The organism is Nitratireductor pacificus pht-3B (assembly GCF_000300335.1).
Taxonomy (GTDB): domain Bacteria; phylum Pseudomonadota; class Alphaproteobacteria; order Rhizobiales; family Rhizobiaceae; genus Nitratireductor; species Nitratireductor pacificus.
Window position 1 is genome coordinate 64020 of the sequence record NZ_AMRM01000013.1, and the last position, 20277, is coordinate 84296.

At 65.7% G+C, this 20277-nt stretch carries 19 protein-coding genes; 6 read left to right on the forward strand and 13 right to left on the reverse strand.

Going from position 1 to position 20277, the window contains the following annotated elements:
• Positions 1–66: 66 nt before the first annotated feature.
• Positions 67–1014 (reverse strand): cupin domain-containing protein, encoded by a 948-nt coding sequence (locus tag NA2_RS12670; protein ID WP_008597331.1) that lies wholly within the window; start codon positions 1012–1014, stop codon positions 67–69.
• A gap of 68 nt (positions 1015–1082) precedes the next feature.
• Between NA2_RS12670 and NA2_RS12675 the strand changes: the two genes are divergently transcribed.
• The 4 genes from NA2_RS12675 to NA2_RS12690 all read left to right on the forward strand — a co-directional run bounded on the left by NA2_RS12675 (position 1083) and on the right by NA2_RS12690 (position 4607).
• Positions 1083–1898, forward strand: coding sequence for an IclR family transcriptional regulator (locus NA2_RS12675; RefSeq protein ID WP_008597333.1), 816 nt, complete (start codon positions 1083–1085; stop codon positions 1896–1898).
• Between the two features lie 113 nt (positions 1899–2011).
• A complete protein-coding gene (locus NA2_RS12680) occupies positions 2012–3016 on the forward strand; it encodes an ABC transporter substrate-binding protein (protein ID WP_157188222.1) in 1005 nt (334 codons plus the stop codon).
• Positions 3013–3822 carry an ABC transporter ATP-binding protein gene (locus tag NA2_RS12685; RefSeq protein WP_008597336.1) on the forward strand — a complete coding sequence of 270 codons (810 nt, stop codon included), beginning with the start codon at positions 3013–3015 and terminating at the stop codon, positions 3820–3822. Before NA2_RS12680 ends, NA2_RS12685 begins: the two co-directional genes overlap by 4 nt.
• Positions 3822–4607: an ABC transporter permease gene (locus NA2_RS12690; RefSeq protein ID WP_008597337.1), complete on the forward strand. Its 786-nt coding sequence runs from the start codon at positions 3822–3824 to the stop codon at positions 4605–4607. The genes NA2_RS12685 and NA2_RS12690 overlap by 1 nt, the downstream gene beginning before the upstream one ends.
• A 118-nt stretch (positions 4608–4725) precedes the next feature.
• On the opposite strand, the gene NA2_RS12695 is transcribed toward NA2_RS12690, so the two are convergent.
• The 5 genes from NA2_RS12695 to NA2_RS12715 form a co-directional block, all read right to left on the reverse strand.
• Positions 4726–5907: a M20 aminoacylase family protein gene (locus NA2_RS12695; RefSeq protein WP_008597338.1), complete on the reverse strand. Its 1182-nt coding sequence runs from the start codon at positions 5905–5907 to the stop codon at positions 4726–4728.
• 80 nt (positions 5908–5987) lie between these two features.
• Entirely contained in the window at positions 5988–6767 is a 780-nt protein-coding gene (locus tag NA2_RS12700; RefSeq protein WP_008597339.1) for an amino acid ABC transporter ATP-binding protein, read from the reverse strand.
• Positions 6764–7705, reverse strand: coding sequence for an amino acid ABC transporter permease (locus tag NA2_RS12705; RefSeq protein WP_008597341.1), 942 nt, complete (start codon positions 7703–7705; stop codon positions 6764–6766). The genes NA2_RS12700 and NA2_RS12705 overlap by 4 nt, the downstream gene beginning before the upstream one ends.
• On the reverse strand, positions 7702–8604 hold the full coding sequence (locus NA2_RS12710) for an ABC transporter substrate-binding protein (protein ID WP_040677729.1): 903 nt from the start codon (positions 8602–8604) through the stop codon (positions 7702–7704). Before NA2_RS12710 ends, NA2_RS12705 begins: the two co-directional genes overlap by 4 nt.
• A gap of 73 nt (positions 8605–8677) precedes the next feature.
• Complete coding sequence (locus NA2_RS12715; protein WP_008597344.1) at positions 8678–9637, reverse strand: ABC transporter substrate-binding protein; 960 nt, start codon at positions 9635–9637, stop codon at positions 8678–8680.
• Between the two features lie 103 nt (positions 9638–9740).
• Between NA2_RS12715 and NA2_RS12720 the strand changes: the two genes are divergently transcribed.
• Positions 9741–11099: an aminotransferase-like domain-containing protein gene (locus NA2_RS12720; protein ID WP_008597345.1), complete on the forward strand. Its 1359-nt coding sequence runs from the start codon at positions 9741–9743 to the stop codon at positions 11097–11099.
• Positions 11100–11171: 72 nt separating this feature from the next.
• Here the strand turns inward: NA2_RS12720 and NA2_RS12725 are convergent, their stop codons facing one another.
• The 7 genes from NA2_RS12725 to NA2_RS12755 all read right to left on the reverse strand — a co-directional run bounded on the left by NA2_RS12725 (position 11172) and on the right by NA2_RS12755 (position 19108).
• Entirely contained in the window at positions 11172–12017 is an 846-nt protein-coding gene (locus NA2_RS12725; RefSeq protein ID WP_008597347.1) for a fumarylacetoacetate hydrolase family protein, read from the reverse strand.
• A 31-nt stretch (positions 12018–12048) separates the two neighbouring features.
• Positions 12049–13014, reverse strand: a complete 966-nt coding sequence (locus NA2_RS12730) for an ATP-binding cassette domain-containing protein (protein ID WP_157188223.1) — start codon at positions 13012–13014, stop codon at positions 12049–12051.
• An 8-nt stretch (positions 13015–13022) separates the two neighbouring features.
• Positions 13023–13841 (reverse strand): ABC transporter ATP-binding protein, encoded by an 819-nt coding sequence (locus NA2_RS12735; RefSeq protein ID WP_008597349.1) that lies wholly within the window; start codon positions 13839–13841, stop codon positions 13023–13025.
• Complete coding sequence (locus tag NA2_RS12740; RefSeq protein WP_008597350.1) at positions 13838–14731, reverse strand: ABC transporter permease; 894 nt, start codon at positions 14729–14731, stop codon at positions 13838–13840. Before NA2_RS12740 ends, NA2_RS12735 begins: the two co-directional genes overlap by 4 nt.
• Positions 14728–15669: an ABC transporter permease gene (locus tag NA2_RS12745; RefSeq protein WP_040677732.1), complete on the reverse strand. Its 942-nt coding sequence runs from the start codon at positions 15667–15669 to the stop codon at positions 14728–14730. The genes NA2_RS12740 and NA2_RS12745 overlap by 4 nt, the downstream gene beginning before the upstream one ends.
• A gap of 39 nt (positions 15670–15708) precedes the next feature.
• Entirely contained in the window at positions 15709–17316 is a 1608-nt protein-coding gene (locus NA2_RS12750) for an ABC transporter substrate-binding protein (RefSeq protein WP_008597352.1), read from the reverse strand.
• Between the two features lie 298 nt (positions 17317–17614).
• Positions 17615–19108, reverse strand: coding sequence for a M81 family metallopeptidase (locus NA2_RS12755; RefSeq protein ID WP_040677772.1), 1494 nt, complete (start codon positions 19106–19108; stop codon positions 17615–17617).
• Between the two features lie 344 nt (positions 19109–19452).
• Between NA2_RS12755 and NA2_RS12760 the strand changes: the two genes are divergently transcribed.
• Positions 19453–20238, forward strand: coding sequence for an IclR family transcriptional regulator (locus NA2_RS12760; RefSeq protein ID WP_008597356.1), 786 nt, complete (start codon positions 19453–19455; stop codon positions 20236–20238).
• The last annotated feature ends 39 nt before the right edge of the window (positions 20239–20277 follow it).

Below are 20277 nucleotides of genomic sequence, written 5' to 3' on the forward strand. Positions count from 1 at the left end.
AAAAGCAAACCCCGGCCGCACGGTGCGGCCGGGGTTTTTCATTGCTGCGGTTACGGCGCGGGGCGTTCAGGCCGCTTCGTAAACGATACCGTCAGCCTCGGACGAACCGATCACCGACCAGACGGTGGCGGGCGCCGCCGAATTGTTGCGGAACCAGTGCTTGCGGCCGGCTGGGGTCTTGACCAGATCGCGCAGGCCCAGCTCCGTTTCAACAATCTCGCCATTCTCTTCCCAGCCGACGACCAGCGATCCCTCGAGAACGAGGTAAGCATCTTCCACGTCGCGGACGATCGGCTTGATGCCGACACCGGAGGGAATGCCCAGCATCTCCTTGCGGCAGGTGTCGTGCTGGATGCCGCCCTCGCCCACATAGACCTTGCGGGTGAAGCCCGCCTTCTCCCAGACCGTGGGTAGTTCATTGTGGCGCACCACATACTGGCTCATCAGCTTCTGCAGCGGGTGGCTGCCGTTGCGGTCGAAGGGCAGCGTCTTGCCGGGCGCGGCGCCGAAGCTGCGGGCGAGTTCCGCCGGGTGCTCCTTCGGATGGTAATGGTAGACCGGCGGCAGCGGCTTGCCGACATCGACGGAGATCGACATCAGAACCGGCGTCACGCCGTCATTGCGGAAGCCGTGGCCGATCTCGCGGGCATTGAGGATCATGTCCTTGGCGCCCAGCTTGACCTCGACCACCTCGCCGTCCTTCTCCCAGCCGACCACGAGCACGCCGTCGATGATCAGGAAGCTCTCCTCGATCTCGTGGCTGTGGCATGCGGCATACTTGCCGGGTTCCTTGTGAATGAGGCTGACGGTGAAATGGTCAGGCTTAAGAGTCGAGGTGTCGCCGACTTTCGGCGAACCGCCGGCGCCGATGTAACGCATCTGCGCGCGGGCGAGATCGTCGAAGCCGGCATTCGACGGGAAGGCGTTCCAGTCGAAGGTCTTGTCGGTGAAACGGCCCGTATGGGCGGCAAGGTCCTGGGCCAGGGCAGAGGTGGCGCTCGTGTGCATGGTCATCGGATTTCCTTTCTCCTGAGCTGGAGAGAGGCTAGATCAGATGTGTTTTACCTGCTAGACGATGTTTTATGGATAAAACTAACTCCGATGACAAGTATCTTGTCCCCGGGCTGATCCGCGGGCTGCAGGTGCTGCAATCCTTCACGCCGGAGAACCGGGAGATGACGCTTTCGGAGGTGGCGCGACAGCTCGGCACGACGCGTTCGGCCGCCTTCCGCACGGTCTACACCCTGGCGCAGCAGGGCTATCTCCTGCACAATCCGCAGACCATGCGCTACACGCTCGGGCCGGCGGTCCTGCGGCTGGGCTACGGCTATCTGGCGACGCGCGAGTTGGTGGAGATCGCCCTGCCCGAGCTCGAGAAGCTGCGCGACGCGACCGACTGGTCCGCCCATCTTGGCGTCCGCGACGGCCGCTTCGTGCTCTACATGCTGCGCGTGCCGAGCCATATGAGGCTTGCCAGTATTGTCCATGTGGGCAGCCGTCTGCCGGCCGCCGGAACGACGATGGGCCGCGTGCTTCTCGCCGATCTCGGCGAGGAGGATCTGGTCCGGCTCTACCGCGACGAGACATATCAGAACGCGCCGGGACAGACGCCACGCAGCCTGAGCGAGCTGATCGCCCAGTGGCGCCGCGACAGGAACGCGCCGGCGGTCGTGCAGATCGGCAGCTTCGAGACCGGCATTGCCAGCATCGCGGCGCCGGTGCGCGACATGGAGGGCAATGTGGTGGCCGCCATCAACGTGACGCAGGCTGCCTCCGCCGACCGGATCGACGGCATCGAGACGGAGGTTCGGCGCGCGGTGATGCGCACCGCCGCCGCCATCACGCGGCTTCTTGGCGGCCTCCCGGGGCCGGACGAGCAGGATGCAACGACCGCCTGAAAGGCGGTCGAGGATGCACGGAACCCGCACGATTGAGCTGGCTATTGCAACGAACGCCGATTTGCGCTTAAGTTTAATGAACAATAGGTTCAAATTTGAACAGGAGTGCGATCGTGGAACTGACGAGGCGGAATCTGATGCTGGGTGCAATGGGGAGCGCGGCTTTGCTGTCCTTCCCGGTCGGGGGACGGGCGCAGACCGCGTTCAATTTCATAACGCCCTTCACCTTCTCGCTGGCCTTCGCTCCGGTCCTCTATGCGGACGCGGCGGGCTACTACGCCGATGAAGGCGTCGCGATGAACCTGCAGGCCGGCAAGGGCGCAGCGCTCGCCGCGCAGATGACCATCGCCAAGCAGATGGATTCGGGCCGCACCGGCGGCACCAACTACATCGTCTCGCGCATCAACAACGACGCGCCGCTGACTTCCATCGCCACCATCGCGCAGATGTCGCCCTTCTACGTGCTGTCCTCGACCGCCAACCCGGTCAAGACCATCGCCGATCTGGAAGGCCGGACCGTCGGCATGGCGACGCTCGGCGGCTCGATGGAAGGCACGCTGGACCTGATGATGACCGGCGCCGGCGCTTCGCCGGAGAAGGTCGAGAAGGTCAAGGTCGCCGATTCCGCCGCCTCCTTCGCGCTGATCGAGGCCGGCCGCGCCGGCGCCTTCATCGGCAACACCTCGTCCATGGTGATCGCCAGCGCGGCGCGCGAGGACGTCGCGGTCATGCCGATCGACGACGGCATGCCGGGCCAGGTCTATGTCGCCCGCCCCGACCAGATTGCCGAGAACCCCGAAAAATTCGTCTCCTTCCTGCGCGCCACCCACCGCGCGGCCAGCGAGATCGTCGGCGCCGAAGACCTGCTGCCGATCCTCAAGACCATCGGCGAGAAGCACGACGTGACCGGCATCAAGAACGCCGACACAGCACAGAAGGATCTGCGCGCCAACGCACAGAACTGGGCGTCGAAAGGCGAGGAGAACATCCTGCGCAACATTCCGGAAGTCTGGGAGCGCGCTGTCGGCCTGCTGTCCGGCGCCAAGCTGATCGACAAGACGGTGCCGGCCGCCGAGCTCTACACCAACGACCTGCTCGACCAGGCCCTGAAGGCATGAAGATGGACAATGCCGCCGACATCCGGGCCGCCGACATCCGGCTCGCGGGTGTCGGCAAGACCTTCGGCCAGGGCGAGCACGCCGTCCGCGCCATCGGCGACGCCACGCTCGACATGCAGCGTGGCGATTTCATCTCCCTGCTCGGCCCGTCGGGCTGCGGCAAGACCACGCTGCTGCGCATCATCGCCGGCCTCGAACGGCCAAGCGAGGGCGAGATCGTCGTCCGAGGCCATCCGGTCTGGGAGGGCGGCAAGCGCTCGGCTGAGGCGACCCGGCCGGTCTCGATGATGTTTCAGGAAGCGCGGCTGTTCCCCTGGTTCACCGTCGCGGAAAACGTCGCCCTGCCTCTGCGCCTGCGCGGCGTCAGGAAGGCGGAGCGCGAGGCGCGCGCCCACGCGCTCTGCGAGACCGTCGGCCTGAAGGGTTTTGAGAGAATGCGCCCGTCGTCGCTGTCCGGCGGCATGCGGCAGCGCGCCTCGCTCGCCCGGGCGCTGATCACCGAGCCGCAGGTCCTGCTGCTCGACGAGCCCTTCGGCGCGCTCGACGCCATGACGCGCGACACGCTGAACATGGAGCTGATGTCCGTCTGCGCGCAGGCGCAGGTCACCACCATCCTCGTCACCCATTCGATCACCGAAGCGGCGTTCCTTTCGGACCGCGTGGTGGTGCTGGCGGCGCGCCCGGCGCGCATCACGGAAGTCATCGAGATGCCGTTCGAGAGGCCGCGCACCCTCGACCTGCAACGCAATCCCGAATTCCAGGACATGCTCGTGCGCCTGCGCGCCAGCCTGACAGGAGGCCATTGATGCGCACCGACCGCTTTCTCCGCATCGCCCTGCCCACCGCGACCGTCGCCGCCTTTCTGCTCGCCTGGACAGCCTATGTGCACACGGCGGAGGTTTCCGCTTTCATCCTGCCCACGCCGCTGCAGATCGTTTCGGCCTTCATCGGCCTGGTCAGCGACGCGGAAATCTGGCGCCATGCACTCGTCACGGTGATCGAGGCCGTCTCGGGCTTCCTGATCGCCGTCGTGCTGGGCATCACGCTCGGCATGGCGATGGCCCGCATCCAGATGCTCGAATGGGCCTTCAAGCCATTCATCGTGTGCCTTCAGCTCATTCCGAAGATCGCGCTGGCGCCGCTGTTCATCCTGTGGTTCGGCTTCGGGCTGGAATCGAAGATCGTCATCGCCGCCGCCCTCTCGTTCTTCCCGGTCTTCTCGAACGCGCTCGTCGCCTTCCGCTCTGTCGAACCCGGCGACCGCGACGTGTTCACCATGCTGCAGGCCAACCCCGTCCAGCGCTTCACCATGCTCGACCTGCCGACGGCGCTGCCGGTGGTGCTGGCCGGCATGGAGGTGGCCGTGGTGATGTCGATGATCGGCGCCATCGTCGGCGAGTTCATCGGCGGCAATGAGGGCCTCGGCTATCTCGCCGTCGCCATGTTGCAGGAGCTGCAGGTGCCGGGACTGTTCGCCGTCATCGTCCTGCTGACGCTGATCGGCCTGACGCTCTACACGCTGATCGCCCAGCTGCGCGGCTGGCTGACCCCCTGGCACGCCTCGGTGGCGGGAAGATCACAGGACGCCTGAGGGGCGTTCTGGATCGCCGTGCGGCCTTCCGGACGCACAAAGGACGATCCAGATTATTGACAGAGCATCGGAATAACCGAAAGCCGGATTCCACTTTTCGGTCCGATGCTCTGGCCGGTCAGAGCTTCAGATAGCGCTCCGCCAGCCGCGCCCACATGGCGGCGCCGACCGGCAGGCTGTCGTCGGCGAAGTCGTAGCTGGAATTGTGCAGCATCGCCGAATCCACGCCATTGCCGAGCCGCAGGAACGCGCCGGGTTTGTGCTGGAGGAAATAGGCGAAATCCTCGCTGCCGGGGATGAGACTGCAGGTGGCGACGCGGTCGGCGCCGACCAGTTCCTCGGCCACCTCGCGCGCGAACGCCGTTTCGGCCTCAGAATTGACCACCACCGGATAGCCATGCTGGTAGTCGATCTCCGCCGTCGCGCCATAGCCTTCGGCAACCGAGCGGGTCAGCGCCGTGATGCGCCGTTCGAGCATTTCCCTCACCTGCGGGTCGAAGGAACGCACGCTCAATGCCAGCTTCGCGTATTCCGGAATGACGTTGCTCGCCTCGCCCGCATGGATCGTGCCGACCGTCACCACGGCGGTCTGGAGCGGGTCTATGCTACGCGCGACGACCGTTTGCAGGGACATGACCAGATTGCAGGCGACGACGACGGGATCGATGGCGAGATGCGGCCGCGAGGCGTGGCCGCCCTTGCCGCGAAGGGTGATCTCCACCGTATCGGCGGCGGCCATCATCGGCCCCGCGCGCATCAGCAGCGTTCCCTCCGGCGCACCCGGGTGATTGTGCAGGCCGTAGATCACGTCGAAGGGGAAGCGCTCGAACAGACCGTCGGCGATCATGCGCTGCGCGCCGCTGGTGAGGCCCGCTTCCTCAGCCGGCTGGAAGATGAGGGTCACGGTGCCGTTGAAGCGCCGCGTACGCGCCAGGTGCTCGGCCGCGCCGAGCAGGATCGTCGTGTGCCCGTCATGGCCGCAGGCGTGCATCACGCCGGGGACGGTGCTGGCATGGGCAAGCCCCGTCTCCTCGGTGATCGGCAGGGCATCCATGTCGGCCCGGATGGCAATGCCGCGACTGCCCTCGCCCACGGTGAGCCGCGCCACGACGCCATAACCGCCCACGCCTTCCGTCACCTCATAACCCCAGCCCTTCAGCTTGTCGGCCACGAAGCGGGCCGTCTTCTCCTCCTGATGCGAGAGTTCCGGATGGGCGTGCAGATGGCGCCGCATGGCGACCAGCGCCTCCTTCCGGTCCTCGAAGTCGGAAACACTGGCGAAGGCATTGTCCTGGAGCATGGGAAACATCCGTGAGTGACGAAAGGGAGGAAGCCGGCCGGACAAACCGGCCGGCACGACTGGGAGGACGACGGGCCTGCTCAGAGAAAGCGCGCGAGAAAGGCCTTCGTCCTGGGGTGCTGTGGATTGCCGAGCACCGCGTCGGGCGTGCCCTGCTCAACGATGACGCCGTCATCCATGAACACGACCCGGTCGGCGGCCTCGCGGGCAAAGCCGATCTCGTGGGTGACGACGATCATGGTCAGGCCCTGGCGAGCGAGGTCGCGCATCGTGTTTAGCACCTCGCCGACCAGTTCCGGATCGAGCGCCGACGTCGGCTCGTCGAACAACATCAGGTCGGGCCTGATCGCCAGCGCCCGGGCGATCGCCACGCGCTGCTGCTGCCCGCCGGAGAGCTGGCGCGGATAGCTGTCGATCTTTTCCGAAAGTCCGACCCGGGCCAGCAGCCGCTTCGCGTTCTCGACGGCCGAGGCGCGGCTTTCCCCGTGCACGCCGACCGGCGCCTCGATGATGTTCTGCAACACCGTCATGTGCGGGTAGAGGTTGAACTGCTGGAAGACCATGCCGATCCTGCGGCGCTGCCGGGCGATGGCGTTGGCCGACAGCCTGACCAGCCGCCCGTCCTTCATCCGGTAGCCGATCTGCTCGCCGCCGACCATGATCGAGCCGCGGCCGATCGCCTCCAGATGGTTGATGCAGCGCAGGAAGGTCGACTTGCCCGACCCGGACGGTCCGAGAATGACGACCACCTCGCCCGGCATCACGTCGAGGTCGATGCCCTTCAGGACCTCCAGGCTCTCGAAGGCCTTGTGAACGTTGCGCGCCCTGACGAGCGGCTCCCTTGTGTCCGGCGCGCTCAATGGGTTGCCTCCTCGGCCATGGTCGTGTTCGTGGGCTTCTCGGCCGGGCCGTCCTTGCCCGTGCGGCGGTCGCCGCGGCTGTAGTAGCGCTCGATATAGCCCTGGCCGACATTCAGGATGGACGTGATCAGCAGATACCAGATCACCGCGACCATCAGCATCGGGATGATCTCGAAGGTGCGGTTGTAGATCGACTGCACCGAGTAGAGCAGATCCGCCATGGCGATGACGCTGACGAGCGAAGTCGCCTTGATCATACTGATCAGCTGGTTGCCGGTGGGCGGCACAATGGAGCGCATGGCCTGCGGAATGATGACGCGCCAGAGCGCCCGCGCCCGCGTCATGCCGAACGCCTCGGCGGTTTCGGACTGGCCCCGGTCGACGGACAGCAGGCCGCCGCGAATGATCTCGGCCATGTAGGCAGCCTCGTTCAGCGCCAGGCCGGCAATGGCAGCCGTCATCGGCGTGATGACGGAATTGGTGTCCCAGCTGGCCAGCGTCGGGCCGAAGGGAATGGAGATCGACAGCACCGGAAAGAGCGTCGAGAGATTGTACCAGAAGATCAGCTGCACCAGCAGCGGCGTGCCGCGGAAAAACCAGATGAACCACGCCGAAAGCGTGCTGGCCAGCCGGTCCGTCGACATGCGGGCGACCGCCAGAACGAGGCCGAGCGCGATGCCGAGGACCATGGCCACGACTGTCAGCCCGAGACTGACGTAAAGCCCCTGCATCACCGTCGGATCGAAGAAATACCGCCCGACCACCGGCCATTCGAAGTTTTCGTTGTTGGCGACGATCCAGCCGAAATTCGCCAGCAGGGCGCCGAGGGCGACCCACAGGATCAGCCGGTCGTAGCGGAACGGCGTGTGGGCGTTGACGACGTCACGAACGGACGCGTCGCCGGAGGGCGACGCGTCGATAGCCTGTTGAGTGCTCATTTTGGAAGCGATCCACCAAGATTGATCCCGGGTTCCTTGATCATGTTGTTCTCAAGGCCCCATTTTTTCATGATGGCAGCATAGGTGCCGTTGTCCATCAGGATCTGCATTCCGTCGCGGAGGATCTCGGCAAGCGGCGATCCCTTCGGCACGACCGCACCCTGGAACAGATCATTGAAGCCGTTCTTCTGGCCGACACCCGACAGTTCGAGCTGGCCGTTGGCCTGGCTGACGAAATAGGTGAGCGGGGCCTGAGAGGAGAAGAAGGCGTCAGCCCGCTTCGAGCGCACGGACAGGATGGAGCTTGGCTGGTCGGTATAGGACTGGACCTCGACCGCCGGCTTGCCTTCCGACTGGCACTTCTCGTCCTGCGCCTTGATCACGCGCTCGGCCGAGCCGCCGGCCATGACGGCGATGCGGTTGCCGCAGGCCGTGTCGAGCGAGGAAATGCCCTTCGGGTTGCCGGTCTGCACGGCGAAGACGACATATTCCTGCACCCAGTCGACGAAATCATTGGCTTCCTGCCGGCTCTGGAAGTCGCCCACCGGGCCGAATGCGAACTGGTAGCGGCCAGAATTGACGCCGGCCAGCAGCGCCGGCAGTCCGCCCACGGTCTCGTGCTCGATCGTCACGCCGAGCACCTGGCCCAGTGCGTGGGTCAGGTCGGCGCTGGCGCCGGTCATCTCCGTGCCGGTGACGATTTCATAGGGCGGGAAGGAGCCGTTGTTGACCGAGATCATCTTGCCGGCCGTGCGGATGTTCTCCGGCAGCCGGGCATGCAGGGCCTCGTCCTTCTCCAGGGTCGGGAGCGCTGCATCCTGCGCGTTGGCGCCACCTGCAGCGATGCCTCCGAGAACCAGGGCAGCCAGTGCCGTTGAAGCGAACATTTTGAGTTTCATGTGACAATTCCCCTTGTTGGTCTTGCGGTTGTGGCCGACCCCGGGGCCGGCGATGATCGGAGCAGCGAAAGCGTCAAGCTTCCCCCTGCCCCGGGAAAAGCTCTTCCGGCGTCAGCAGCCGCGGCAGGATCTTCTGCGCATGAAGTTCCTCGGCGAAGTCGCCGATCATCCTCCTGTTCGCGGCAAGGCCGTGCGCGTTCCAGTCATGCGGCAGGTCGGCGGCACAGCGGCGCAGCTCGTCGATCATCCAGGGCGTCGTGTCGGCGTATTTCTCGCGCTTGGCGAGCCAGAGGCGCTGCGCCTCGCCGATCATCCGGCTGAGTTCGTCCGCCGCCCAGGGATGGGCCTGCGCGATGTCCGCCCTGAGGGCGATCAGATGCATGCCCGGCACGTAGCCGACCTCGTTGAAATAGGCCACTTCCGCCGCACGGAAATCCTCGACCACCTGACGAAACGGCGATCCCGCATCGAAGAACCCGTTCGGCATGAAGGGGGTGAACACCGCGTCAAGCCCACCATCCAGAAGCAGGTCGACCATGGGCCGCTCGCCCGGACAGGCCTCGATGCGCCCGGGACGGCCGAAGCCGTCGAGCCTGTCAGTGACCGGGTGCGCATCGGTCAGGCGGCCGGCATACCACATGGCGTCCTCGACGCCGACGCCCTCGCGCCGCAGCGCCGCGCGCGTCCAGGTGTTGCCGGAATCGCGCCAGCCGGTGACGCCGATCTTCTTCCCCTTCAGATCGGCCAGGCTGCAGACCGGGCTGTCCTTGCGGGTGATGATGCAGCGATGGCGAAAACCGCGCATGATGAAATTCGGGATGCCGACGACGCTCTCGTCGCCATCGTGACGCTGCTGCGCATAGCGGCTGAACGAGGCTTCGGCGGCATCGTGGTCATCGCTGGTTCCGACATTCGCCACCAGCGTGCCGACGCGGTCCACCTTCACGTCGAGCCTGGAGGACTCCACCTCGCCCAGCACGAGCGGCGTCATGTAATCCCAGTCGCGAACGGCCAGGCGGAGGGTCAGCGTCATTATGCGGCAATCCAAAAAAATGTCTGGTAAGCCGGACGGTAAATGTTCAAATTATATAGGACAAATGTTATTATGTTATTGAACATTTAAAAGCGGATTCGCGATGAACGACGACATCACCGGAAAATGGTTTGCGGAGCGGATCGGCGACACATCGATCCGTGGCATCGCGATCGAAACCAGCGCGCTGATCCGCTCCGGCCGGCTGCCCGTCGGCACCCGCCTGCCGTCGATCCGCGACATCGCCTTCGAAATGGGCGTGAGCCCCGCCACCATCTCAGAGGCGTGGAGCGAACTCAGGCGCCAGAAGATCCTGAACGGGCGCGGACGCAACGGCACCTGGGTCACGGGCGACCGCTTCATCGCCAAGCCGGAACGGCTGGCTAGCGCCGGCGACTACGGCGAGGACGTGCTCGACCTGACACTGGCCGCGCCCGACCCGCGCCTGCTCCCGAAGCTCGACAGGGCGTTTGCCCACGGGGTCGCGGTGGAAGGGCTGAACAGCTACAAGCGAAGCCGCATCGTCCCCGAACTCGAGAACGCGGTGCGGCGAACCTGGCCCTACGGCCCAGAAGCCTTTCTGGCGACCAATGGCGGCTACAACGCGATCTACGCGCTCCTGCACGCGCTCGTCCTGCCGGGATCGACGGTGGCCATCGAACAGCCGACGGCGATGCGGCTCCTGGACATTCTCGAGGACCGCGGGGTCAACATCGTGCCGGTGCTCTGCGATGCGGAGGGACCGCTGCCCGGTTCGCTGGCGGCGGCGATGCGGCTGCGCCCGGCGGCGTTTCTGGTGCAGCCGCGCCTCCACTCCGTCACCGGCCGGACGGTGTCACCGGAACGGCTGGCCGCGCTCGGCGACCTGCTCGACAATTGCGACACGCTGATCATCGAGGACGACGGCGCGGGCGACATCTCGCCTGCGCCGCCGCAAAGCCTCGGCGGGCGCTTTCCCGACCGCACCATTCATGTCCATTCGCTTTCGAAGACGCTGGGCCCGGACCTGCGCCTTGCCGTCCTGTCCAGCACGTCGGCCATCATCGAGCAGATCCAGTCCTACCGTGCCTTCAGCGCCGGGTGGACGAGCCGTATCCTGCAGGCGGCCGGCGCCTGGCTTCTCGACGACGCGGAAACGCGGGCGCATGTGGCGCGCGCCCGCGCGATCTATCAGGAGCGGAGGGACCGTCTGGCCGCCGCCTTGCTGGATCGCGGGATCGACATCGGCCCGGGCGGCGGCCTGTGCGCCTGGGTGCCCGTGGCCTCGGAACCCTTCGCCATGGTGACGCTGGCGGCGCGGAACATCGCGGTCAACCCGGGTTCAAAGTTCTCCACTCGGCCCAGCCGCCACGTGCGGGTCGCAACCTCGACCCTGGACGGATCCTATGACGAGGTCGCCGACGCGCTGATGCTGGCAAGCGCCGAGATCTACAGCACCCGCGACCATTCCGGCTCCGGTTGAACCGCCCTCGCCTTCCAGCCCGCGGGATTGGAAGAATGCCGCAAGACCGGGGGACGGCTCCTCACGAAACGATCAAAGGTCGGCCTTGACGGCCTGCCGCTGGGCACCCAGCCCGTCGATGCCGAGTTCGACGACATCGCCGGCCTTCAGGTAGCGCGGCGGCTTCATGCCCATGCCGACACCCGGCGGGGTTCCCGTCGAGATGATGTCCCCGGGATGCAGGCTCATGAACTGCGAGAGGTAGGAGATGAGTTCCGCCACGCCGAAGACCATCGTCTTCGACGACCCCTTCTGCATGGTTTCCCCGTTGACCTTCAGCCACATGCCGAGGTCGCCGGGATCGCCGACCTCGTCGGTCGTCACGAGCCACGGACCGACGGGACCGAACGTGTCGCAGGACTTGCCCTTGGTCCACTGGCCCTGGCGCTCGATCTGAAAGGCCCGTTCCGAAACGTCGTGCGCAACGCAATAGCCTGCGACGTAGTCCAGCGCGTCCGCCTTATCGACATATTTGGCGGTCCTGCCGATGACAACGCCGAGTTCCACCTCCCAGTCGACCTTCTCCGCGCCGCGCGGAATGCGCAGATCGTCATTCGGGCCGACGATGGCCGAGTTCGCCTTCATGAAGACGATCGGCTCGCTGGGCACGGCCGCGCCCGCTTCCGCCGCGTGATCGGAAAAGTTCAGCCCGATACAGACGAACTTGCCGGTTCCCGCCACGCAGGGGCCGAGGCGCGGCGTTCCTTCCACCAGAGGCAGGGAGGTTGCGTCGAGCGTTCCTAACCTTGCCAATGCCGCCGGATCGAGCGCGGCACCGGACAGATCCTCCACATGGGCCGACAGGTCGCGGAGCGCGCCATCGGCATCCACGAGGCCCGGGCGCTCGCGACCCGGTTCGCCGTAACGGATGAGCTTCATCGTCTAATTCCTCTTCTGCATATTCCTTGTGTCATGTGAGCGGCCAGGACCGGCAGGACACGCCATGCCCGTCGCCGCCGACATGAAACGGCGGGGTTCCCGTCCGACGATGGTCTTCGCCGAATCGGCATGAACCGTCTTCCTCGGGCCGGGCAAAATCAAGATCCGGCGGCGCGGCGCGCAATCTCTGGCGCTGGATGGCCGGGTCCGGTATCGGCACGGCATCGAGCAGCATCTGCGTATAGGGGTGTCCCGGACTGTCATAGACCTGCGCGACGCTTCCATGTTCGACAATCCTGCCATTGAACATCACGGCGACGTCGTGGGAAACCTCCCGGACGATTGCCAGATCGTGGGCGATGAACAGGTAGGACAGGCCCAGCTTCTCCTGCAGCGATTGCAGCAGGGCGACGATCTGCGCCTGCGTCCGGACGTCGAGCGCGGAAACCGGCTCGTCGCAGACGACGAAGTCCGGATTGACCGCCAGCGCGCGCGCGATCACGATGCGCTGTCGCTGCCCGCCGGAAAACTCATGCGGATAGCGCTGCATCACGGCCGGATCCATGCTGACCAGTTCCAATAGTTCCGCCACCCGCTCGCGGATGCGGTTGGCCGGGACCGAGCGGTGCACGCGCAGCGGCTCGGCCAAAGTCTGCGCGATCGTCATGCGCGGATGCAGGCTGGAATAGGGGTTCTGCAGCACGAACTGCATATGCCTGCGCATCCGGCGCAACCTGGCGGACGGCATGCCGATCAGTTCCTCGCCGAGCAGCCTGACCGACCCGGAATGCACCTTCTGCAACTGAAGCACCGCACGCCCCGTCGTCGTCTTTCCAGATCCTGACTGGCCGACGAGGCCGAGCGTGCGTCCCGGCCCGATGTCGAACGACACCCGGTCGACGGCGGTCACCGGCGGCTTGCCGCGCCGCGCGGGGAAGACCACCGAAAGATCGCGCACGCTGGCCAGGAGCGCCGTCTCGCCCGTTGCCGTTCTCATCGTTTCCATCATTGCTTCTGCCCCGCACTGTCAAGGCGCGGGACGGCGTCGAGCAGCGCCCGCGTATAGGCATGGCCCGGAGCATGGAAGACCTGCTCGACCGGACCGGCTTCGACGATCTCGCCGCCATACATGACGTTGACCCTCTCGACCATGCCGGCGACCACGCCGAAATCATGCGTGATCAGCATCAGGGACATGCCGCGTTCGTCGCGCAGCCTCAGCAGCAGGCGCAGTATCTGCGCCTGGACCGTGACATCGAGCGCCGTCGTCGGTTCATCGGCGATGAGGAGTTCGGGATCGCAGGAGATGGCGACCGCGATGAGGACGCGCTGCCGCATGCCGCCCGAGAACTGATGCGGATAATCGTCCGCCCGGTGGGCGGCGTCGGGGATGCCGACGGAGGCCAGCAGCTCGACTGTTCTCTGCCGCGCCTCCCGGCGGGAAAGCCCCATGTGCCGGCAAACGATATCGTCGATCTGCGCTCCGATGCTCATCACCGGATTGAGCGAGGTCATCGGATCCTGAAAGACCATCGCGATGCGCCGGCCGCGAATGTCCCGCATGGCCACCTCACCGAGGCGAAGCAGGTCCTGCCCGTGGAAATCGACCGCGCCGTCGAGCGCGATGGCGGTGCCTTCCGGCGCAAGGCGCATCAGCGCCCGCGCCGTTACGCTCTTGCCGCAGCCGGATTCGCCGACGAAGCCCACGGCCTCGCCCGCCCCGATGTCGAACGAGATGCCGCGCACCGCCTGGAAGGTTTCCTTGCGGGTCACGATGCGCGCGGTCAGGTCGCGGACGCGAAGTATGGGATCGGCCTTGCTCAACGTACGCTCCCGACATCGAGGACTTCGCGCAGCCCGTTGGCCAGCACGATGAAGGTGAGTGTGGCGAAGACGATAGCCCCGGCAGGCGCGATCACCGTCAGCGGCGCGAGTTCCATGAACTGACGCGCCTCGGCGAGCATGCCGCCCCAGTTTGGATCAGGCGGCGGCGGCCCCAGCCCAAGGAAGGACAGAGCGGTGATCGTGAAGATGGTCTGCGCCAGCGTCAGGCTCGTTGCCACGACGATCGGCGACACCACCATCGGCAGCACGTGGCGGAGGACGATGCGCAACTCACTCATGCCGATGCTGCGCGCCGCCTCCACATGGTCCCATTGCTTGACGCTCAGCACCGGCCCACGGACGACGCGCGCCATGGCCGGCGTGTAGACGATGGCGATGGTCAGGATAAGGTTTGGCACGCTCGGCCCCAGCCCCGCCACCACGGCAATGGCAAGCAGAAACACCGGAAAGGCGAAGATGACGTCCAGAACGCGCATGATGACATCGTCGACAATCCCGCCCACGTAGCCCGACAGCAAGCCGAGCACGAGACCGGCGGCCAGCGCCAGGAACACGGCGACGCTGGTGATCAGCAGGGTCGTGCGCCCGCCGACGATCAGGCGGCTCAGCACGTCCCGGCCGATGGAATCCGTGCCTAGCAAGTGCTCGGCGCTCGGCGCGGCGAGGGAACTGGCGGAGGTCAGCGCGGGATCGTACGGCGCGATCAGCGGCGCGAAGATCGTGACGACCGCCATCAGGGCCAGCATCACGAGCCCGAGGACCAGAAGAACCTGTCCGCTGGTGAACGGCAGGCGGCGCGGCGCGACAGCTTCCGGCCGCGAAGCCTCCTTGTCGTTGTTGTGGGCGGTGTTGTGAACGGTATCGCTCATGACTGCGCCCTCGCGTCGATCCGTGCATAGGCGATGTCGACGAACATGTTGACGATGACGACGACTGCCGACGCCAGCAGCACGATGGCCTGGATGACCGGGTAATCGCGGCTGGTGATGGAATCGAACAGATACTGTCCCATGCCGGGAATGGCGAAGATGGTCTCGACGAGGATGCTGCCGCCGAGCAATGTCGCCACCTGAAGGCCCGTCACCGTGACGATGGGCGTCAGGGCGTTGCGCATCAGGTAATTCGCAAGCACCGTCCGCGGCAACAGGCCCTTGGCGCGCGCGACCATGACGAAATCCTGACCCGAGACCTCGAGGACAGCCGCTCGAGTGTTTTCCGAGATGGTCACGGAAACCGCCAGCGCCAGCGACAGGGCCGGCAGGAGCAGCCCGCCGATATTGGCCAGCGGATCGGTGAAGAACGGCGTGTAATTGAAGATGGCGATCTGCGGAAAATAGAGGCCGACGACCAGCACGATCAGCGTCGCCACGACGAAGTTCGGAACGGCCAGGATGAAGCCGTTGTAGAGGCGGACGATCCAGTCCGCACGCCCGCGCAGCCGCGCCGAGGCAAGCCCCGTCGCGACCCCCATCGCCATGGCAATGAGCCCGGCGATCAGGGTCAGCTGGAAGGTGACGACGAAGCGCGGCAGGATCTCGCCGACGACCGGCTGCCGGGTGACGAAGGAATAGCCGAAATCGCCCCGCACGGCATTGCCGAGCCAGATCAGATACTGTTCGAGGAGCGGCCGGTCGAGGCCCAGCTCGCGCCGGGCCGCCTCCAGCACATCGGACGCGACATTCTGCGCGCCGGCCGACGTCTGGACGAAGTCGCCCGGCAGCGCGCGCACCAGCATGAAGGCAACGAAGGAAACGCCCAGAAGGATCGCAACCGTCCAGGCGAGACGCGCTATGACCATCCGTCTCATGGGCACGCCGTCCCCTTCGCAGCCCAGGCAAGCAGCGCCTTATTCATCGCGCCACGCCGTGCGGACGAACGAACGGACATTGGCCGCCAGCGGCTCGTAGCCCTTGATGCTGTCCCACCAGATCTCCCAGCGCAGCGGGTACTGGTAGACCTGCAGGATATAGGCGTTCTCGGCGATGTGCTTCTGGATCTCCATGTTCCTGGCGGCCCGCTTCTCTGTGTCCACCTCCGAGCGCGCCTCGGCGATCATCGCGTCGAGCTTGTCGTCCGACACGCCGACCGCCTTGCCGAACTTGCTGTCGGAGACGAGGTACTGGAAGATCGCGTCCGCATCTGGCGTCCAGCTCAGCGCCACGGACAGCAGTGTCGGCCAGGTGCCTGAGCTCCAGTGATTGAGCAGTGGTGCTGTTTCCATCGGCATCAGCTTGACGGTGATGCCCGCCGCCTGCCACTGCTGCTGGAGGATCTGCGCGCAGGCGACATCCAGCGCGTTAGCGGCGACGACGATGTATTCGCCCAGATCGATGCCGTCGGGATATCCCGCTTCGGCGAGCAGCTTCTTCGCCGCTTCCGGGTCGTGCTTGTAGTAGGGCATTTCTCCGGTACCGTCATAGCCGCCCACATGGCTCTCCGGCAGCATCGCACCAACCTTGCCCGAGCCGCTCAGCACCGTCTGCACGCAGGCCTCGCGATCAGTCGCCAGGCTGAGCGCCCGCCGGACCCGGACATCGTCGAACGGCGCGGCCTTCAGGTTCATCCAGATCGGAAAGGTCCGCGAGGTTTGGCCGGGTGCCGAGACGAGCTGCGGCGATGTCCGGCTCATCAGCGCAGCCACCTTCGGATCTTTCAGCCAGGTCATGTCGATGGCCTTGGAGCGCAGCGCCGACGACAGGGTCGACTGATCCTTGTAGAAGCGGAACACCACCGTCGACAGAAGCGGCAGGCCTTCCTCGTAATAGTCCGGGTTGGCGTTCAGGGTGAACTGCTGGTTCGGCTGATACGATCCGAAAATGAAGGGTCCGGTGCCGACCGGGTCGGTCATGAGGTTTTCCACCCCCTTCGGCACGATCGCGCCGTCATCGGCCGTCGCCAGATAGTTCAGGAAGGCGGCATCGGCGGACTCCAGCTCGAATTTCACCGTGTAGGGGTCGACCACCGTTACCGCGGTGACGGTGGAGTACTGCGCCCGCAGATGGCTGGCCGTCGCCGGATCGAGAATCCTGTCGAAGGTGTATTTCACGTCCTCGGCGGTGAAGTCCTGGCCGTTGTGAAACTTCACGCCCTGGCGAAGCTTGAAGATGTAGGTCTTCTCATCCGGCATTTCATAGCTGACGGCCAGATCCGGCTCGATCTCCATCTTCGCATTCCAGCGCAGCAGGCCGCTATAGATGAGTGCGATGAAATCAGCGGAGGAGAAGGCCGTCACGACCGTCGGATCGAGACCGATCGGGTCGGCGTCGGCGCCGATGGTCAGGGTGCCGCCGGCCACCGGCGCTCCGTCCTTGCCATCGCCCGCCGCAAAGGCGGGCATGCCCATGAGCATCGCCCCGCCGGTCAGTCCGAGGCGCAGCAGGCTGCGCCGGGACAGGGCGCAGGCGTCGGCAGTTTCGTCAGTCGCGGTTGCGATGGTCTGTGTTCTTTTCAGCATGGCGCATTCTCCCCATTATGATGATTGCTGGCGTGCAGCAGGCTCGGGTGCGGTCGCTCGACAGTCGCCGCACGGAGGCTCAATTGCAGAACATTCCCTTCTTCGGCGACGGCCGCCGAGCGGCGAGGTCCCGGCCGCCCCAGGCCGGAACCCCGCCGCGCCATCAAGCCCTTCCGGCTCCGGTCCACCGCCCGCCGTCGATCGGCTTGCCGCGCGGAACCGGTCGTTTCCGGCATTTCGGAAAGGAGCATCGGATGGCGGTTCGTGTGTTCGGGAAGCATCGCGCCGGTCCTCCTGCTCATATCGGGTCGAGCGGGTAGATCGGGCGGCGCAGCTTGCGATAGGGAAGCATGCGCAGATTGCTTGCACAGGGGCCGCGCGTGCTGACCGTGTAGCTTGCCTTGGCGATGCCGTCATAGGCGCGGCGATGGGCGACGGCCGCCTTTACGCCGATCACCGAAAGCGCTTCCGGCTCGATGCCCTGCGAGCGCAGCTGGCCCAGATCGAATGGCGGCGTCTTGCGACTGGTGAGCAGCACGGTGACGGTTTCGTCGGCGACGATCACCGCGCAGGGACCCATGTCGAATGTCGCGCCCTGCGAGGCGGCGAGATGGCTGTTCAGGTCCTCGAGGCGGAAGGCGCCGGCGCTCAGCCGGACGAGCCGTGCCGAGACCTCGACCGGGCCTTCGTCGAGCGGGCTGCTCCTGCCGCCGATGCGCAGGCGCCGGACATCACCCGGCTGCGCATCCTGCAGGCCGGCAACGGCCTCGGGATCGGCGATCACGACCGCCGAGTTCTCCATTCCGTGCCGCAGCAGCCCGCGCAGCACGGCCGTGCAGTCGCCGCCCGCCCCGCCGCCGATATTATCGGCGGGCTCGACGACGATGTTCGGCCCCGGCGCATCGCCGATCGCCTTCAGCGCCGCATCGAGATCCCACTCCCGCGGCAGGCCGCGCTCGCGCAGCGCCATGGCCAGATCATCCAGCGACTGCAGATGCCGCTCGGCGGACGCGCGGTCACCCTCGGTGACCAGCGAGAACGCCACACCAGCATCATGCACGTCGGAGAAGGCAAACCCGGCCACGACATTCACCGCCCAGACCGCCGGGTCCTGCCGCTCGATGTCCCGGGCGCGCGCCTCAAGCTCCTTCATCGGATCGTCGGCAGTGCCCGTCCCGGTCGGCGGCCACATCAGCGGCAGATTGCGGACCGCCATCCACGGCAGTGTTGCCTCGTCGAGGCTGCGCGCCAGAAGGCGGGCGGACCGAACCGCGGAATCGCGGGCATCGGTGTGCGGGTTCTCGCGATAGCAGACGAGGCCGTTGGCGTTCCCGGCCATTGTCCGGGTGAAGGTCGCGTGAAGGTCGAACACGCCGAACACCGGCAGACACTCGGCGCCGGAAACGCCGCGGATGCGCCGCAGGAACTCACCTTCCGGATCATCGCATGCGTCGGTCACCGCAGCGCCGTGCAGCTCGAGCCAGATGCCGTCCAGCGGGCCCGACTGCAGCGCATCGCGCAGATCGGCCTCGAACGCCTGCCAGAAGCGCTCGAAAACCGCATGGTCGATCATCCCCGAAGGAAGAGCGGTGTACTCGACCGAGGCGATCAGGTCCCAGCCGTTCTCCTCCGCCACCTCCAGAAAGCCGTCCATGGCCGAGGCGTCGCCACGCCGCGCGAAAAGCGCGTCGCCCTGCCGGATATCGAACTGCGCCTCTCCTGTCCGGTCTTCCACGAATGTGTGGGTTTCATGGAAAAATCCCGCGAAGAGTATCCTCGGACGTTGCTTCATCTCACCCCGGTTCCGCATATCGGTCGGGATCCGGCTGGCCATCGGCCAACCCATATTCCCGCGAACCGCTTGCCTCCATCACTGCCGCATCGGACAGCGCCGCCTTCTATCGTTCAATAATATAGTACGACAGGATGCGTTCCTCGCTGAGAAGTAAAGGAGCAAACCCTTCATGCGTCAACCGGTTTTTACGGAATTATTGCGCTATCGCGACTTTTGCGCACTTTGAAGATATGGATGAATGGCTTGCAACCAAAAATTTCATCCTATATTGTAAGATGAAATCTAACTTGCCCCTCCCCCCGGCGCGTGGCAAGAAAGCCGACCATCAAGGAGAAGCGTTCATGGCTGATGCCACCCGCGAGCAAGGCCCTGCAGTGGAAGCGCGCATTCAGTCCATCGCCCGCGCCAAGGCGCTTCTCGATGCGATGGTCGAGGGCGACTGGGTTTCGCTGCGCGTGCTTGCCTCCAGAACCGGCCTGGTGAAGACAACGGCGTTCAACCTCGTCAACGCGCTCGTCGAGACGGGACTTGCCGAGCGCGATCCCGAAACGGGCTCCTACCGTCTCAGCCTGCAGCATGTGGTCTACGGCCGCGCGGTGGAACGCCGGCTCGACATCCTCGCCATCGCACGGCCGCATCTCGTGTCGCTCTGCGCCGAGACGCGAGAGACCATCAACCTCGCCCTGCCCTGCCCTGCCGACGCGGTCATCGTCGAAAGCCTCGAGGGCAGCCAGAACCTGCGCGTCTCGTCCTATTCGGGCACGCGCGCGCCCTATCATTCGACCGCCTGCGGCCGCGCACTCCTGGCCTATCAGAGCGACCATTTCCGCAAGTTCATCTATGCGGTCGGACCGCTGCTTAAGCTGACCCCCAACACCATCACCGAGACCCGTGAACTCGAGAGCGTGCTCGAGCGCTGCAAGACGGACGGATGGACCGTGGAAATGGAGGAGAACGAACTGGGCAGCGCCTGCATCGCAGCGCCGATCTTCGGCCCGGGCGGCGATGTCATCGCGTCGGTCAGCATCGCCGGCCCCGCCGCGCGCTTCGATCCCAGGACCGTGCAGCGCTTCGGCACCCTGCTCGTCGCCAATCTGGCGCGGATCAGCCACGACCTGACGCACTGACGCCTGCGGTTCCTCGCCCGGCGCGCCGTGACAGGCCGC